Origin of the sequence: Mucilaginibacter sp. OAE612, from assembly GCF_041806395.1 — a bacterium.
GTDB classification, from domain to species: domain Bacteria; phylum Bacteroidota; class Bacteroidia; order Sphingobacteriales; family Sphingobacteriaceae; genus Mucilaginibacter; species Mucilaginibacter rubeus.
This window is the reverse complement of the sequence record NZ_JBGMUW010000001.1, coordinates 1,598,255-1,615,197: the sequence shown is the minus strand read 5'-3', so window position 1 is coordinate 1,615,197 and position 16,943 is coordinate 1,598,255. Positions and strand designations below refer to the sequence as shown.

Annotated in this window: 19 protein-coding genes; 11 read left to right on the top strand and 8 right to left on the bottom strand. The window is 41.3% G+C overall.

Features of this window, described 5'->3' with window-relative positions; translation table 11 throughout:
* Positions 1–31: 31 nt before the first annotated feature.
* Together ABID99_RS06815 and folK are read right to left on the bottom strand one after the other, a co-directional pair.
* Positions 32–409: an Hpt domain-containing protein gene (locus ABID99_RS06815; protein ID WP_112655708.1), complete on the bottom strand. Its 378-nt coding sequence runs from the start codon at positions 407–409 to the stop codon at positions 32–34.
* Between the two features lie 16 nt (positions 410–425).
* Positions 426–914, bottom strand: a complete 489-nt coding sequence (gene folK / locus ABID99_RS06810) for a 2-amino-4-hydroxy-6-hydroxymethyldihydropteridine diphosphokinase (RefSeq protein ID WP_373613265.1) — start codon at positions 912–914, stop codon at positions 426–428.
* A gap of 87 nt (positions 915–1,001) precedes the next feature.
* On the opposite strand from folK, the gene sppA reads away from it, so the two are divergent.
* Positions 1,002–2,792: a signal peptide peptidase SppA gene (gene sppA, locus ABID99_RS06805; protein ID WP_373613264.1), complete on the top strand. Its 1,791-nt coding sequence runs from the start codon at positions 1,002–1,004 to the stop codon at positions 2,790–2,792.
* A 119-nt stretch (positions 2,793–2,911) separates the two neighbouring features.
* Here sppA and ABID99_RS06800 read toward each other — a convergent pair whose 3' ends face one another.
* A complete protein-coding gene (locus ABID99_RS06800; RefSeq protein ID WP_373613263.1) occupies positions 2,912–3,046 on the bottom strand; it encodes a hypothetical protein in 135 nt (44 codons plus the stop codon).
* Between the two features lie 62 nt (positions 3,047–3,108).
* Positions 3,109–3,660: an ankyrin repeat domain-containing protein gene (locus ABID99_RS06795; protein ID WP_373613262.1), complete on the bottom strand. Its 552-nt coding sequence runs from the start codon at positions 3,658–3,660 to the stop codon at positions 3,109–3,111.
* A 186-nt stretch (positions 3,661–3,846) separates the two neighbouring features.
* Here ABID99_RS06795 and ABID99_RS06790 point away from each other — a divergent pair, with 186 nt between their 5' ends.
* The 7 genes from ABID99_RS06790 (at position 3,847) to ABID99_RS06760 (ending at position 10,188) form a co-directional block, all read left to right on the top strand.
* Positions 3,847–5,520 carry a DNA polymerase/3'-5' exonuclease PolX gene (locus tag ABID99_RS06790; protein WP_176627634.1) on the top strand — a complete coding sequence of 558 codons (1,674 nt, stop codon included), beginning with the start codon at positions 3,847–3,849 and terminating at the stop codon, positions 5,518–5,520.
* 78 nt (positions 5,521–5,598) lie between these two features.
* The gene (rfaE1, locus tag ABID99_RS06785) at positions 5,599–6,588 is read left to right on the top strand and encodes a D-glycero-beta-D-manno-heptose-7-phosphate kinase (protein ID WP_090526535.1); all 990 of its coding nucleotides are present in this window, start codon (positions 5,599–5,601) and stop codon (positions 6,586–6,588) included.
* Positions 6,589–6,661: 73 nt separating this feature from the next.
* Entirely contained in the window at positions 6,662–7,228 is a 567-nt protein-coding gene (gmhA, locus tag ABID99_RS06780) for a D-sedoheptulose 7-phosphate isomerase (RefSeq protein ID WP_090526533.1), read from the top strand.
* Positions 7,229–7,309: 81 nt separating this feature from the next.
* A complete protein-coding gene (rfaE2, locus tag ABID99_RS06775; RefSeq protein WP_091162286.1) occupies positions 7,310–7,813 on the top strand; it encodes a D-glycero-beta-D-manno-heptose 1-phosphate adenylyltransferase in 504 nt (167 codons plus the stop codon).
* A complete protein-coding gene (locus ABID99_RS06770; protein ID WP_373613261.1) occupies positions 7,785–8,792 on the top strand; it encodes a glycosyltransferase family 9 protein in 1,008 nt (335 codons plus the stop codon). Before rfaE2 ends, ABID99_RS06770 begins: the two co-directional genes overlap by 29 nt.
* 133 nt (positions 8,793–8,925) lie before the next feature.
* The gene (locus ABID99_RS06765) at positions 8,926–9,546 is read left to right on the top strand and encodes a porin family protein (protein WP_373613260.1); all 621 of its coding nucleotides are present in this window, start codon (positions 8,926–8,928) and stop codon (positions 9,544–9,546) included.
* A 165-nt stretch (positions 9,547–9,711) separates the two neighbouring features.
* A complete protein-coding gene (locus tag ABID99_RS06760; protein WP_090526524.1) occupies positions 9,712–10,188 on the top strand; it encodes a histidine phosphatase family protein in 477 nt (158 codons plus the stop codon).
* A 167-nt stretch (positions 10,189–10,355) separates the two neighbouring features.
* On the opposite strand, the gene dprA is transcribed toward ABID99_RS06760, so the two are convergent.
* Positions 10,356–11,453: a DNA-processing protein DprA gene (dprA, locus tag ABID99_RS06755; protein ID WP_373613259.1), complete on the bottom strand. Its 1,098-nt coding sequence runs from the start codon at positions 11,451–11,453 to the stop codon at positions 10,356–10,358.
* Between the two features lie 248 nt (positions 11,454–11,701).
* Here dprA and ABID99_RS06750 point away from each other — a divergent pair, with 248 nt between their 5' ends.
* The 3 genes from ABID99_RS06750 to ABID99_RS06740 all read left to right on the top strand — a co-directional run bounded on the left by ABID99_RS06750 (position 11,702) and on the right by ABID99_RS06740 (position 14,358).
* A complete protein-coding gene (locus tag ABID99_RS06750; protein ID WP_176627636.1) occupies positions 11,702–12,079 on the top strand; it encodes a BlaI/MecI/CopY family transcriptional regulator in 378 nt (125 codons plus the stop codon).
* A complete protein-coding gene (locus tag ABID99_RS06745; RefSeq protein ID WP_373613258.1) occupies positions 12,076–13,827 on the top strand; it encodes a M56 family metallopeptidase in 1,752 nt (583 codons plus the stop codon). Before ABID99_RS06750 ends, ABID99_RS06745 begins: the two co-directional genes overlap by 4 nt.
* A 288-nt stretch (positions 13,828–14,115) precedes the next feature.
* Positions 14,116–14,358, top strand: a complete 243-nt coding sequence (locus ABID99_RS06740) for a hypothetical protein (RefSeq protein ID WP_091162272.1) — start codon at positions 14,116–14,118, stop codon at positions 14,356–14,358.
* A gap of 110 nt (positions 14,359–14,468) precedes the next feature.
* Here the strand turns inward: ABID99_RS06740 and rsmG are convergent, their stop codons facing one another.
* From rsmG to ABID99_RS06725, 3 genes are read right to left on the bottom strand one after another with little or no spacing between them, the layout of a single operon-like run.
* Entirely contained in the window at positions 14,469–15,107 is a 639-nt protein-coding gene (gene rsmG, locus ABID99_RS06735; protein ID WP_373613257.1) for a 16S rRNA (guanine(527)-N(7))-methyltransferase RsmG, read from the bottom strand.
* Complete coding sequence (locus tag ABID99_RS06730; RefSeq protein ID WP_090526513.1) at positions 15,097–15,702, bottom strand: RNA polymerase sigma factor; 606 nt, start codon at positions 15,700–15,702, stop codon at positions 15,097–15,099. Before ABID99_RS06730 ends, rsmG begins: the two co-directional genes overlap by 11 nt.
* On the bottom strand, positions 15,693–16,814 hold the full coding sequence (locus ABID99_RS06725) for a glycosyltransferase (RefSeq protein WP_255485378.1): 1,122 nt from the start codon (positions 16,812–16,814) through the stop codon (positions 15,693–15,695). Before ABID99_RS06725 ends, ABID99_RS06730 begins: the two co-directional genes overlap by 10 nt.
* Between the last annotated feature and the right edge of the window lie 129 nt (positions 16,815–16,943).

Genomic DNA, 16,943 nt, shown 5'->3' with positions numbered 1-16,943 from the left:
CCTTTCACCTTTCACCTTTCACCTTAAAGACTTACAAATTAGCTTCCTTTTCGGCTTTAATTTCCTTTAAAGTGATGAGGTTTGCAGATACCATACTGTTTACCTGGTTAAATTTTTCAAATATTTCGGTTGGGTTTTGACCGCCGGCTTTACAGGCCAGCTCAACTTCCTGTATGGTAGCCTGGCTTATGGGCATACCAAAAAAACCAAGGTTAGGCTTTAATTTATGAGCTGCCTGGGCTGCTAAAGCCCAATCCTGGTTATTTAACGCGTTGCTGATCGTATTAAGTAGATCGGGCGATTGCTCAAGGAACATCCCAATCGAGTCAACAATAAAATCGTCGCTACCATCGGCAATCTCGTATAAAAAAGAAAGATCAAGGTCCTGTTCTGGTGAAATATCTGCCATTATAAAAGCTTTGTGTTTATTCAAAAATATGCTTTTTTACGATTAAGTTATCCTTTAGTTCATCCTTTAGCTGCAAAATATTTTTTTTGAACACAGGATGAACAAGGTTAGGTGCTATCTCGGCCAGGGGGATCAGCGTAAAACTGCGTTTATATAATTCGGGATGTGGCACTACCAGGTTAAAATCATGGATCACTTCATCGCCATAAAACAAAATATCAATATCAATAATGCGCGATCCCCATTTAACCTCCCGCTTACGACCCATTTGCAGTTCGATATTCAATATTTTTTCCAACACGTCCTGCGCCGACAGATCAGTTTGGAGCATCAGCACCTGGTTTAAATAGTCGGGCTCATCGGTTTTACCCCACGACTGGGTTTCATAAACCGACGATATCAGTTTAACCGGAGCAATCTGAGCCGAAATAGATTCAATTGCCTGCTGCAGAAACAATTCGCGGGTACCGAGGTTGCTCCCAAGCAGTAAAAAAACATCAATCATGTTGTAACAAATATAATGGAAACCGCTCTTAGCATTATACGGCTCCTTATTACTAAGTTTGCATAGTTAAAAAGATTTATAACATTAATGAAACAATTCTTCAAATTCGTTCTGGCCACTATTGTAGGGGTAATTATTTCGGGTATAATAATAGGTGTTGTAGGAGCGGTTCTTGTTATCGGCCTTATTGCATCCGCCGGCAGTGATAAAACTGTAGATGTTAGCGCAAACTCTATTTTATACATGTCGCTAAAAAATCAGATCACTGAGCGTACACCAAACAATCCCCTTGCCGGTTTGGATTTTTTAGGTTTGAATGAAGATAAATCAATCGGCTTAAATGATATCCTGGCTGATATTAAAAAAGCCAAAACCGACGATAATATTAAAGGCATATACCTTGATGAAAGTTATATGACTGCCGGCCAGGCCACTACCGAAGAGATCCGCAACGCACTTATCGACTTTAAAAAATCAGGCAAATTTATTGTAGCCTACGCCGAAGTATATACACAGGGCTTTTACTATCTGGCATCAGTAGCCGATAAAGTTTATATTAACCCAAAAGGTATTTTTGAGTTTCACGGCTTTAGCTCTCAAACCACTTTCCTGAAGGGTGCACTGGACAAATTAGGCATTGAAGCACAGATCATTAAAGTTGGTACCTTTAAAAGCGCTGTTGAACCGTTGTTCCTTACCAAGATGAGCGATGCCAATAAACTACAGGTAACTTCATATCTTGGTTCACTGTACAATCATTTTTTAACCGGTATCAGCAAAAGTCGGGGCCTTAACAGGGATTCATTATTCAGCTATGCCGATAATATGCGCATTCAATTTCCTGAAGATGCCTATAAATTGAAGCTGGTTGACGGCTTAAAATATAAAGATGAGATCCTGAACGATTTGAAAAGGCGCACTGGTACCGATTTAAAAGACGATTTAAAAAGCGTTGATCTTAGGGATTACGCCAAAAGCAAAAGTGATGATTCGGACGATAAGGAGGATGATTCATCATCTAAAAACCGCATTGCTATTGTCTATGCATCAGGTGATATTACCGGTGGCGATGGCGACGACAACAGTATCGGTTCAGAAACTATTTCGAAAGCATTACGCAAAGCTCGTTTAGATGATAAAGTTAAAGCTGTGGTATTGCGTGTAAATTCGCCGGGCGGCAGCTCACTGGCATCTGATGTGATTTGGCGCGAAGTAAAGTTGATCCACGAAAAGAAGCCGATCATTGTTTCTATGGGTGATTATGCTGCATCGGGTGGCTATTACATTTCATGTGCAGCCGATTCGATCATTGCCCAGCCTAATACTATTACCGGTTCTATCGGCATTTTCGCCGTATTGCCAAACATGCAAAAACTGTTTAACGATAAACTGGGTGTAACCTTTGATGGTGTAAAAACCGGGAAGTATGCAGATTTGGGCGATATCAGTCGCCCGCTGAGCCCGGAAGAGCACCTGATATTACAAAACAGCGTAAATCGTGGTTATGATGAATTTACTAAGGCCGTAGCTGATGGTCGCGGTAAAACACAGGCCTACATTAACAGCATTGGCCAGGGCCGTGTTTGGACCGGTGAGCAGGCCCTAAAAATTGGCCTGGTTGACCGTTTGGGGAATATCAACGATGCTATCACTTCAGCTGCCAAAAAAGCTAAGATCAAAACCTATAATATTGTAAGTTACCCCGAGCAAAAAAGCTTTTTCAACAAGGTGGGCAGCGGTTTAAGCGCCGAAGTACAAACCCACATGGTGAAAAACGAGCTTGGCGAAAATTACCGTGTTTATCAGCAAATAAAAGGGATCACCCAAATGATGCGCACCCCGCAAGCCCGCCTTCCTTACGATTTGGTGATCAAATAATATTTCATTAATACATTAATTTTGATTGTGAAAAGCTGCCCAGTTGGGTGGCTTTTTTGTTGTCCGGTAAGACTTACAAAATTTTGAAAACTGCATAAGTCTGTTAAATATAATACATCTTATCCCCTCTTCAAATAAGCATTCGGCACATTCATCGGTACATAGTCAATTCCGTAAGCATGCTTTATCAGCAGGCTAACCACATCCATAACAGTTTGCTCCCTGCGGTGAAATTGTGGTAGTGACCCCATCATCGCATAAGTTATTGGGTTTACAGATGTAATAAACGTTTCCCATTCATATCCCCGGCCCCAGATCAACCCTTTAACTGTATAGAACAGATCGGTACCGTTTGCAACAGAAAGTGAAGCATATCAACAGAACTATTCCCGTTTTGATTAACCGTATGAAAAATAGGTGTATGTCCGCCGAAACCATGATCATCATAAGCTGCTTTGGCATTTACATCAGCCCCATGCTGTAAAAGTATTTTGGCGCAGGCAAGGCTATTATATTCGGCGCAAAAATGCATGAGTGTTCCACCCGTTAAAGGAGTATAGGTATTATTATATAAAGAATAGGTTTTGTTAACAGCAGATGGATCTATCGTCAAAGCCTGTTTTAACATCTCCTCATCGTGGGCAAAAACCGCCAGTAACGCCTTGTATTCATAATCAAGTTCGGCATCAATAAAAGCTTGCACACAGTCTTTAAACCGGGGGCAGCGGGCATACATTTCAACCATCATGGTAAAAACAGGCATGCCATCATGAACTTCGTTCGGGCTGCCGCCTTTATTAAAATACGCTTTGATCTCATCAACAGCATGAGTTTCGGCGGCGTAAAGGATGTCGTTATAATCGGGCATGATCTTTTTATTAAAGTTAAAGAATCCAATGATTACTCTTTCAATAATTTAAAAGACGCCAGCCAGGTATTCTCAAACTGTATTATGGCTTGCCTTTCGCGAGAAAATAGCCCTGCTCAAAAACAAACCCACCGCATAAGCTGTCATTACAATGGCTTTTTGTATTTTTACGGCCTCATTGTAATTATGGAAAATAAACCCATAGCCCGTACACTTCGTTTACTCTCACAACTCATGGAACTCCATGAGGTTAATCCGTTCAAGATCAAATCGGTAGCCAACGCAGCTTTTAAAGTTGATAAGCTCCCCTTCCCTATCGCCGGTAAAAAACTGGACGAACTGGAGAAGATTGATGGCATAGGTAAAAGCATAGCCGGCAAAGTTGCTGAGTTGCTTGAAACCGGCACCATGACCGAGCTGCAGGATATGTTGGATAAAACCCCTGCCGGTGTGGTTGAAATGATGGGTATTAAAGGCATCGGCCCCAAAAAGGTAGCTGTCATCTGGAAAGAGCTGGGCATTGAAAATACCGGTGAGCTTTTTTATGCCTGCAATGAAAACCGCCTGATAGAGGCAAAGGGCTTCGGTCTTAAAACGCAGGAAGAGATCCGTAAGGCTATTGAGTTCAGGATGGCGAGCAATGGCAAATTTCTTTTTGCCCAGGTTGAAAAGGAAGCCAACGAACTGATGGATGAGGTAAAAGCCATTTTCCCTGATGCGCTAAAGCATTTCGCCGGCGAATTCAGGCGTTTGAATGAGATCATCACCGAAATTGTGATCGTAGTAGGTAGCCTTAACCATGATGTTGCCTACGAAGCGCTGGTAAATTCAACCATACTTTGCAATGTAAGTAAAAATCAAAACCATATTCAGGGCGAGCTGCAAAATGGCTTGCTCGTTGATATTGTTTGTGTAGATAAGGCTGATTATTACAAAGAACTATTTATCAATACAGGTACTGATGATCATGTACAGGCCGTTTTCGACAGGATTAATGTTCCTGTTGAACAGCCAGAAACGGAAGAAATGATCTACACCAAGGCCGGCTTAAGCTGGATGCAGCCCGAACTGCGTGAAGGTACCCTGTTTATTGAAAAGGCCGAAAAGAACATACTGCCAACGCTCATTAACTGGCACGACCTGCAAGGTACACTTCATAACCACAGCACATGGAGCGATGGCGTTAACAGCATTGAAGAAATGGCCTTGTATTGCCGGGATACCCTGAAATTAGAATACCTGGGCATGTGTGATCACAGTAAGAGCGCGTTTTATGCAAAAGGCCTGAGTATTGAACGGGTATTGCAGCAACATGAAGAAATAGATGCCCTGAATAAAAAACTCGATGGTTTCCATATTTTTAAAGGTATTGAATCGGATATTTTGTATGATGGTTCGCTTGATTATCCTGACGAGATCCTGCAAAAGTTTGATTTCATTGTAGCCTCAGTTCATTCAATCCTCAAAATGGACGAGGAAAAGGCTACGTCGAGACTGATCACCGCAATCGAAAATCCTTATACAACTATATTGGGACACCCAACAGGCAGACTTTTACTAAGTCGTAGCGGATATCCTATCAACTATAAAAAAGTGATAGATGCCTGCGCAGCGAATAACGTAGTTATTGAAATCAATGCCAACCCGTTAAGGCTCGACCTCGACTGGCGCTGGCACCAATATGCTTTAGATAAAGGTGTTATGTTATCTATAAACCCCGATGCCCACCGTATTGAAGGCTTCACAGATATGCATTACGGTATTCTTGCCGCACGTAAAGGCGGTTTGTATAAAGAAATGTGTATGAATGCTATGTCCGTGGCTGAAATTACGAAGGCGTTTGCTGCAAAGAGAGGTTAGTGATTAGAGATCAGAGGTTAGTGTTTTTTACGCGATAAACAATGACCTAATGAAGCAATGAAACAATGACTAAATTAAATGAACCTAAAAGATAAAGTACACGCTATACAGGCTACGGTTCGCAAACCGGCAATACTTGTTATTGGCGACCTGATGGTTGACCATTATATATGGGGCAATGCTACCCGCCTTTCGCCCGAGGCGCCTGTGCCTATTGTAAACGTTAAAAACGAAACCACTACATTAGGTGGTGCCGGTAATGTGGTTCAAAACCTGGTATCATTAGGTGCAAAAGTTATTGTTGCCGGCATAATTGGAAATGACCAGGCTGCCGGAGAATTGATCAAAATCCTGACCGACGAAGGGGTTGAAACTGACACTATTATTAAAGATAGCAACCGCCCTACCACAGTAAAAACCCGCGTTGTTGTTGGCAGCCACCAACTGGTACGTGTTGACCGTGAAGTTACCGACGAAGTATCGGAGCCTATCGCCAACGAGCTTATTAGTAAGCTAAGCGGTTATATTGACAACGCAGATATGGTACTTTTATCTGATTATAACAAAGGCCTGTTTTCGCCGTTCCTAACCCAGGGCATTATAAAAGCAGCAAATGCTAAAGGCAAAAAAGTAATCATCGACCCCAAAGGGCTTAATTACGAAAAATACAAAGGCGCTTTTATCATTAAGCCTAATCGCAAGGAATTGTCTGAAGCTGCTAAAACCGATAAGATCAACTCGATAGAAAGCCTGCAACAGGCCGGTAAGGTAATTTTTGAACAAACCGGGACTCAATATATAGTAGTTACCTTATCCGAAGAAGGCATGGTAATATTAAGCGAAGAGGGCTATCAAAGTTTACCGGTAAAGGCAACCGAAGTGTTTGATGTAACAGGTGCCGGCGATACTGTACTGGCCACCATGGCATACTTTATGGCGGGAGGCTTAAGCATTGAGGATTCATGCGAACTGGCCAACCACGCGGCTGCTATAGTAATTCGCCACGTGGGCAGCGCAACAACTACGGTAGATGAGATTGTTGAGGATATTTTAAAAAGCGAAAGGTAAGGCAGAGGTTAAAGGCCAATGGTTTGAATGTGCTTGCCCTAACCAACCAATGAACTAATGAACCAGTGAACGAATGAACGAAAAAATATTAAACGAACTTAAAGATCACCAGGATACGCTGCAAAGGGTAATTGATACGCTTGGCGGCGATATCGAGATAGCCTGTGATATGATTACCTCAACCATAAAAAAAGGCAATAAAGTATTACTGGCTGGTAACGGCGGCAGTGCTGCTGATGCTCAGCATATTGCAGCAGAGCTTACCGGGCGTTATGTAAAAGATCGTAAACCCTTGCCGGGCATTGCATTAACAGTTGATACTTCGGCGCTTACATCTATTGCCAATGATTACGGCTACGAACATGTATTTTCACGCCAGTTGGAGGCATTTGCCAAACCGGGCGACTTGTTCATCGGCATTTCGACGAGCGGAAACAGTCCGGGGATCCTGGCGGCATTTGAGTCTGCTAAAAAACTGGAAGTTAAAACCTTAGGCCTTTCGGGCAGGGATGGCGGTAAAATGAATGGTCTTTGCGATCTTAACATCATCGTGCCGTCAAACATTACCGCGCGTATCCAGGAAATGCATATCCTTATCGGGCATATCCTGTGTACTGCCGTTGATGACCTTTTTGATTAAACAGTACCGTAGAGACGCATCACATGCGTCGTTCTAATAATATACAAAGACACATGTGATGTGTGTTTACAGGAAAAACAAATGAGGACCGGCTTCGAAAAAACCCTTCTTGATAAAATAACAGATCAGCCGTCGCTACAGGCACAGATCAAAAACTGGCAAGCTGAAGGCAAAAAGGTGGTGTTCACCAATGGTGTTTTTGACCTGCTGCACATAGGCCATCTCACCTACCTGGCCAAAGCGGCCGAACTTGGCGACAAGCTGGTGATTGGCCTTAATGCCGATAGCTCGGTAAGGCGCATCAAAGGGCCAACCCGCCCGGTAAATGATCAAAACAGCCGTGCAGCACTGTTGGCGGCATTATTTTTTGTAGATGCCATTGTCGTTTTTGAGGAAGATACGCCCTTGAATTTAATCAGCTCCCTCCTGCCGGATATCCTGGTAAAAGGTGCTGATTACGCGGTTGAAAACATTGTAGGGGCTAAAGAAGTGATAGCAAACGGAGGCGAGGTTAAAACCATTAATTTTGTTGAAGGGTATTCATCCACTTCCATAATTGAAAAAATCAGGAACCAGATTTCCTGAACTTGATAACGACATGAAGATACTGGTGATCCGCTTTAGCTCGATGGGTGATATAATTTATACTACGCCTGTTGTGCGCTGCCTCAAAAAGCAGATCCCTGATGCCGAAGTTCATTTTTTAACCAAACCAGCTTTCAAATACATTTACGATAATAACCCGTATATTGATAAGTTGCTGTTACTAAAACCCTCGTTAACAGATACCATTAACGACATTAAGGCAGAAAAGTATGATCAGATCATTGATCTGCATAATAATCTTCGCACAAGCATCATCAAGCTTCGAACAGGCATCAAGGCATCCACCTACAAAAAACAGCCGATCCTGAAATGGCTGAGTTTAAAACTGAAACGCAACCTGGTAAGTGAGGAACATTTGGTTGACAGGTATTTAAAAGCCGTTAAATTTTTAGGCGTAGTTAATGACGATAAACCTATAGATTATTATATCAAAGCCCAACACGATATAACTAAATTACTGCCGGTTAGCCATCAACATGGCTATGTTGCTTTTGTAATAGGTGCTACACATTTTACCAAAAGGATGCCTAATTACAAGATCATCAGCATTTGCAGGCAGCTTAATTTGCCTGTTTTATTGTTGGGCGGTAATGATGTAAAGGCTAATGGCGATGAAATTGCCGCGGCTGTAGGCACATCTGTTTACAATGCTTGTGGTATTACCTCTCTGGATGAATCAGTTTTTCTGGTGTCAAAAGCTCAAAATATAATTGGTTTTGATACAGGTCTCACCCATATTGCCGAAGCGTTTAATGTGCCGATAGCCTCGGTTTGGGGCGGCACCACGCCCGATCTGCTGGGGGTTTGGCCTTATAAAGTAAAAGAAACACTGATTGCCGGTATTGAGCTATCCTGCCGCCCCTGCTCGAAATTCGGACTTGAAAAATGCCCGCTCGGACACTTTAAATGTATGAACGATATGCCAGAAGCCGATATCGTAGATTTCTCCAATCGCTAATTACGGGTATAAAACCTTATTTAAGTTATACTTACAAATCCACAATTGTCAATATTTCGCCAAAAAACATCAGATACCTTTTAATTTTAGTGTATTTGTATAATTTTGTGTATTAACTTAAAATCTTTTCACGATGAAAAAAACATTACTAAGCCTGTGCCTTTTAATGGCATCCTTTGCAGCATTTGCACAATTACCTACTGTTGGTTTTAAAGGAGGTGTAAACTTCGCAACGTTACACGCTACAGTTGACGGGGTCAGCGGCTCCGGTAATTCGGGCAGCTTAACTACATTCAATGTAGGCGCTTTTGTCGATTTTAAATTTGGCAATGTATCGTTACAACCAGCCTTAAACTTTACCGGTAAAGGCGGATCATCAAGTGTTTCTTTTGATGGCGAAGCAAACTCTGGCGGCAAAGTAAAACTCTATTACCTGCAAGTTCCGGTAAATGCTGTGTACCACGTGCCTGCGGTGGTCGGTGACTTTTACTTTGGTGCCGGCCCTTACCTTGGCATGGGTATTTCCGGTAAAGCAAAAGACAACAACGGCAATTCTGAAGACATTAAATTTGGCAGCGGCCAGGACGAGATCAAAAGAACAGACGCTGGTTTAAATGCCATTGTTGGCTTTAAATTCAAAACCGGTTTCCTGATCAATGCTAATTATGATTGGGGTCTTACCAACATCACAAACGTTGATGGCATCAAACTTACAAACCGTGTTTTCGGTATTTCAGTTGGTTACGCGTTTTAATTAACCTGGTAAAAAATTGAAGCAGGCTTTGCCTGTCTTTTATTATAAGGAGAAGCAACAGCTTCTCCTTATTTATTTAGTATTATTGGAAACTTATTACAAATGTCTCACGTTATAATCACAAAACCGTAACATTATAAACCGATCGGTCAGCCGTTTAAAATCATGAAAAAGTTATTATTAATACGCCACGCAAAAGCTACCCATGAAAGCGGTTATGTTGATTTTGACCGGCCTTTAAAACAATCAGGTATGCAGGATGCGGTTTTAATGGCCACCCTTTTAAAAGGACAGTTACAAATACCTCAAATTATAATAACCAGCCCTGCACTGCGTACCAAAACTACTGCCGAAATTTTTGCTAACCAGTTTAAATTACCGGCTCCGGGGGAAGACAAAAGAATTTACGAAGCCAGCGAAAACACCTGGGTTAAAGTAGTTAATAGCCTGCCCGATGAATATGATTATATAGGCATAGTTGGCCATAACCCGGGTATAAGCCAAATACTATATTACCTCACCAGCCAGCTAAAAGAGATGCCGACCTGTGCCGTGGCCATCATTACCTTTGAAAACGATACATGGCAATCCATCAGCGAAGAAGACGGGACACTGACGCATTTTGATTCACCGAAGGGGTAGCGTTGTGTCCGAAAGTCAGAGAAGTCCGTAAGTCCGAAAGAAAAAATACTATTTGACCTTCATCAGTCGCCAGCGAGGCGAAACTATTTCAAATTTTACGGAAAAAAATTACCGTTAAATAAGAATCTTACCGACTTTCGAACTTCTCCGACTTTCGGACTCCCCACTCAATTCACTCTATAAGTTTTCCCCGGCAGCGAACTGATATACCCTTGCATTTCCATATTAAGCAGGTTCATGGCCAGTTGGCTCATAGGCATATTAGCCCTTAAAGTAAGATCATCTATGGCAAGCGGCGTTTTATTCTGCTGCAATATCTCCATGATCAGCCGTTCATCTGCCGACAAATCAAAAGGCAGCATAAATTGCTCTGTAGGTTTATTGGCATCGTTCTTTTCCCAGCCAAGACTAAAAGCCAGATCAGCAGGGCAGGTTAGCAGGCTCGCTTTATTATTGCGGATCAGGAAGTTACATCCTTCAGAAAATTCATCACCCAATCTGCCCGGAAAAGCAAAAACATCCCGGTTGTAGGAATTGGCAATTTCGGCCGTGATGAGCGCACCTCCTTTTATACTGGCTTCAATTACCACAGTTGCATCGGCAATGCCGGCAACTATCCGGTTTCGCTGAGGAAAGTTTTCCCTGTCGGGATTAGTGCCCGAAGGATATTCGGATAGTAAACCGCCGTTTTCGAGCATTTTATCGGCAGTACCCCTATTTTGAGCCGGATAAAGCCTGTCGAGCCCATGGCCCAGTACACCGATGGTTGGCACGTTTAGCTTTACACATTCTTTATGTGCCGCTACATCAATGCCATGCGCCAAACCACTTACTATTAATACATTATATTGCTGTAATTCTTCAACTAACTGGCGGCATAATTGCCTGCCATAATCGGTAGCGTTACGGGTGCCCACTATACTGATAATGTGGGGCGGGTTAAGATCCATTTTGCCCTTTGCATAAAGCAGCACCGGCGAATCGTGGCAATTTTTTAAGCGCTTTGGGTAACGGGCATCTGTATAAAAAATAACATCGATATCGTGACCTTCTAAAAACTTCAGCTCCTTTTCGGCTTGCCTCAAAGCATCGTCAAAATCCCATTTTACAGCGCGCTTCTCACCTATTCCCGGAATCCTGGTCATTTTTTCGGGCGATGCATTAAACACTTCTTCTACGCTGCCAAGATATGCGATCAACGACTTAGCCGCTACCGGCCCGAGGTTTTTAACAAAAGATAAAGCTACTTTATGGAGTAATGACATTGGGTTTAGACGTACCGATTATAGCCTTGCAAATTATAAATATTCGGGCGATTTTCAAGCAGGACCTGTTATTTGTAATGCAATAAATAAAGTCTGGATATCATACTCACCCCTAAAACATATGCCTTTCGTTACTTAATTTGCACATCTGCACAGCCGTAATCTGCACACCTATTAAAAAACTACAAAAATAGTTTGCAAACTATAAAAATAGTTTTACCTTTATTCAACTATAAAAATAGTTTACTATGCGTATCAAAGAACTAACCAAAGCCGAAGAGCAGGTAATGCAGATCCTTTGGCAACTGAAAGAAGCTATTGTTAAAGACATTATTGAAGAAATGCCGGAGCCTAAACCCGCTTATAACACGGTGTCGACTGTGGTAAGGGTATTGGAAGGCAAAGGCTTTATCGACCATAAGGCCTATGGTAACTCGCATGTTTACTTTCCGCTCATCAGCGATGCGGAGTACAAAAAATTCACATTTGATAAGATGATGAAAAACTATTTCAGCAACTCATATCAAAGTTTGGTATCCTTTATTGTGGATGAAAAGAACATCAGCGTAAAAGAACTGGACGAGCTAACATCATTAATTGATAAACTTAAAAGCAAACAACAATGAACTGGCTATATTATTTGCTTGAAGCAAACTTGTACCTATGCGTATTTTATGCAGGGTACTGCCTGTTTTTAAATAAAGAAACACACTATACCTTAAACCGTATATACCTGTTATTGAGCTGTGTGATTTCATTTGTATTACCCGTTGTACAAATTGGCTGGCTAAAACCGGTTGAAACTGCAACAAAAACAATCGTTATCATTCCGCAAACGGCTTACCAAACCACCGTGCAAAAGCTTACTGTGCAGCCAACGTTAACCTTTAACGATATTTTGGTTTACGCCTATATACTTGGTACAATAGTACTTACCACAGTACTCTTTATCAGGCTTTATCAATTGGTCAAACTAACAAAGGCCACCAAAACTCTGGTTAATGATAAGTATAAACTCATCAATATAGAGGGATCAAACACCGCCTTTTCCTTCTTTAACTACCTTTTTATTGGCACAAAAACCCAAGCTAATAATATCATTATCAGGCACGAGCTGGTTCACATTCGTCAAAAACACTCGGTTGATATTGTTTTTCTGGAGTTGATCAAGATTATCAATTGGTTTAATCCGCTGGTTTATTTATTGCAAATCAGCCTGAAAACCATCCATGAATATATAGCCGACGAGCAAACTGCCGCGCAGGAAAGTGATGCCCTCAGCTATTCGTCGTTTTTGGTAAGCAATGCTTATGGGTTAAACGGCTCGCCCCTGGCGCATTCATTTTTCAATTATAACTTATTAAAAAAGAGGATAATTATGTTAAACCAAAAACGTTCGGGGAAATTAGCCAGGCTAAAATACCTCGTGGCCGTACCCATATGCGCCGGCCTGCTTTGTGCATCAACCCTGGTATTCAGTAAAACTTATGTTTTTTTCGATCTGATGCCCCAACAGGAAATTGTCAATAAAAAGGTGGCCAATACGCATACAGCCCCCGCCGACACTGTAAAAGTAGACCCAGTCCGAATAAAAAAAGCAGATGTTACTGCCAAAGGTTTTAAATACGAAGAAACCGGTTACCTTGTTAATAAAAAAACCGATTTCAGGGTAATTATTACCGAAAAGAACGGAGAGCAAAAAGAATACTATAAAAGCAAAGCTACCCCGGAAGAACTGGCTACACTGAAAACTAAATACGGCTATACATTTCCTAAAATGTTAATTTATCCAAAGCTTCCACCACCTCCGCCTGCTCCACCCGCAAACAGCAAAAAACCTAAGGTTATTGATGTAAAGCTGCCACCTCCGCCACCGCCTGCAAATCCGGAAAAGATAAAGAAAGCACCTAAAGTGATAGAAGGGTCACCTGTTACCCCGAAGGCTCCCACACCAGCTGTTGCAGAACGTGTCCCGCCGCCCCCGCCACCTGCAGATCCATTTCAAACCCTATATATGTACGTCGCTAAACACACACGCTACCCGTCAAAAGCACGTGAAAACCACATTTCGGGAAAAGTGACGTTAAATTTTAATATTATTAATGGTAAAATAAGTGAAGTGGCCCTTGCCGAAGGCGTTGATCAGGATATAGATAATGAAATATTAAGGGTTGTAAATAATTTCGACGGTAATCTCGGCATAAAATCAGGCCATTATAATTTACCCATATCTATGGCTTTAGTTGCTGACAATGATAACTATTACCCCCCTGTACCTTCAAAGCAATATGATCAGGCAATGGCTTCTACAAAAGCTTCAACTACCCTTCGCGAAGTTATTGTGGTAGGCTACCCCGCAAAAGAAAACAAATAAAAATAAAGCTTTAAACAAGCTTTTATAATTGCCGACCGGCCTAAAACCGTCCCGGCAATTTTCTGCGTAAATCCCTGCTCTCTCCTTAACCCTGTTTTACAAATCGTTAAATAATTTCTTTAAGTATTCAAAAGTTTGTAACTTAGATATATCCCATCGGGACAACTTCTTTTAAAATATATCTAAAACAAAGCAAACACATTAAAATACGCTTTGTTTAATAAGTACCAATTATACTTCCTGGACCTTACCGTTAACCTGATTTTGTTCATTTTTAAACCTCATAATATGAAAAAGTTTGGGATCATTTTAGCAATAGTAGGCATTGTGATGCTTATTGCAGGTAATTTTTTTTATAAGCATACCATCAATGCGGTAGATAGCTCTGGCAGTTCAATTATCACTACCGGCTTAAATGGCGGATGGACATTTAAACTGCCTGTTTTTGCCGGCGGTGCTTTATTTTTCCTGGGGTTTGTTTTTTGGGCAGCATCACGCACCGACAACCAGCATCATGATCATTTGATATAGAAGTTAAACCGCATTTTATAAATGATTTCTCGCAAAGACGCGAAGGCGTAAAGTGATTTACTTTAACGCAGTAGCGTCTTTATGTGCATATTTATAATCAGAAAGGTGGATTACAAATAGATTATTCCCTTCACGTATATCACCTGTTTTGTTTCGAAAAACTCCTCTTTAAAGTAATCTTTCAGATGATATTGGATAACTTTTAAGCCCGATTCTTTGATCTCCTGCTCCAAATCCCCGCCCTTTAAATACAGGATACCGTTGGGTAATTTGTTATTCGATTGCTTGTTGAATTTACTTTTTACCCATGGATAAAAATCCTTTAATTGGGTAACAGCGCGTGATACTACAAAGTCAAATTTATCCGCAATTTGTTCGGCCCGCAGGTGTGATGCTTTCACGTTTCTGAGGCCTAAGGCTGCAGCTACTTCCGTAACAACCTTGATTTTTTTGCCTATCGAATCAACCAAATGAAATTGGGTTTCGGGGAATAAAATAGCCAGCGGAATACCAGGAAAGCCCCCACCGGTACCCACATCAAGCACATTTTCACCCGGTAAAAAAGACATAACTTTAGCAATCCCAAGCGAGTGGAGCACGTGACGTTCAAACAAAAGATCAATATCTTTGCGCGAAATTACATTGATCTGGCTGTTCCAGTGTTCATATAAAGCTGGCAATTTTTCAAATTGCTCACGCTGTTCGGCACCTAAATCAGGAAAATATTGTAGAATTATTTCAGATGTCATCCCTGTTAAAACGGTTAATAATATTGCCAAGCAGGTACCTTGCCCTAAATAATTGCGCCTTTACCGTCCCTAACGGGAGATCGAGTTGCTGGGCTATTTCTTCGTACGAAAGCTCATCAAAATAGCGTAAGGTAATCAGGTTCCTATAACGCGTGGGGAGGCTTTCAATTAATGATCTTAGCTCCTGAGTTTGTTGCTTTTTGATAGATGTTTCTTCGGGATTAAGGCTATCCGCCTTAATTTGCAGCGGTTTTTCATCCCCTTCATCGTCCATCATGCCATGAATTGACATGGTACTTAGTTTCTTTTTGCGGATAAAATCAATGCAATTGTTAGTTGCTACCCTGAAAAGCCAGGTGCTAAAAGCAAAATCAGGCTGGTATTTTTCAAGTTTTTCAAATGCTTTGGCAAAGGTTTCAACCGTTAAATCCATTGCATCTTCTTTGTTGTTTACCATCTTAAGCACCATGAAATAAATCGAGTCTTTATAACGGTGCATCAAATCGGCATAGGCTTTTTGATCTCCCTGCCTGGCCTTCACTACCAGGTGAAAATCATTCTTTGCGTTCTCGGTAAAGTTGGCGTTTATTTCCATTGAGTAGTTTTTAAAAAGGTACCGATCAATCCAAAAACATTTAAATATGTATAATATAATAGGTCAAAAAAGGGGAGATACCACCAAAGGTCTTTGCCATTAAGTTTTTTAAATATACGATTATAAATGGCCATTTGTAATATCAACCTAAAAACGTACAAACCTAATGCCAGTAACGGTTCATACCTTAAAATAAGGAATAATATCAATAAAATATAGAATATAAAGCCGCTAACTGCATCAAAACTAAGCATACGCCTGTGCTGGTTTTTATACAGTTTCCCTACTCCCATGTGTCGCTTTTTTTGTTTAAACCATGATTTAAAAGTGGTTTTAGCCTCTGTAAACATAAATGATTCGGGGCTCAGTTCAACTACTGTGTTGTCAGGAGTAGCATGCTGGTTAACAAACAGGTCATCATCGCCTGATATTACGTGCATGTGCGAAGCAAACCCTTTTGCACTAAAAAATAACGTTTTTGTATAGGCAAGGTTGCGTCCAATACCCATATAGGGGTCGCCGGTTAACGCGCCCGATAGGTAATTGGTTGCTGTTTTTATGGTTTCAAAGCGGGTAAAAGCATTAATAAAACCACCTTTTTTATAATAAGGAGAGTATCCCAAAACTATTTGCACACCGCTTGCAAAATTGGCTGCCATACGGCTTATCCAGTTTTCGGAAGCTGGCTTACAATCAGCGTCGGTAAATAAAAGGTGTTCATTTTTTGATGCCTTGATGCCTAAGGTAAGGGCAAACTTTTTACCGGTTTTAAAGCGGTCATGCTCGGTAATGGTAACAACTTTCAGGTGGGCGTATTTTTTTTGCATGGTTTCAAGCACCTCGTCGGAAGTATCAAAAGAGCAATCATTGATAACAACCACCTCAAAATCAGGATAGTTTTGTTCCAGTATCGATGGCAGATTTTCCTCTAAGTTACGGGCTTCGTTGCGGGCGCTGATAATAACAGAAATGGGGATTAAGACTCTGGGCGGCGGCCCTTCGGCGGGTTTATGGCCTGCAAGGCGGGTATGCCTGCTTACCAGGTAATATAGCTGAACTATAAAACAAAGCTGAAAAAGAATAAAAAGCGCGTCGTGTAAGTACGTTTCCAAACAAAAAAAATAATGAGGCAAATTTGTTAAAAATCAATGAAATTAAGGCTCAATATCAGCGTTAATTTGAAGTTTAATGTACTCTTATTTAATCCCCCTTAAAATAAAAGTACTTTAATTAACATGGTT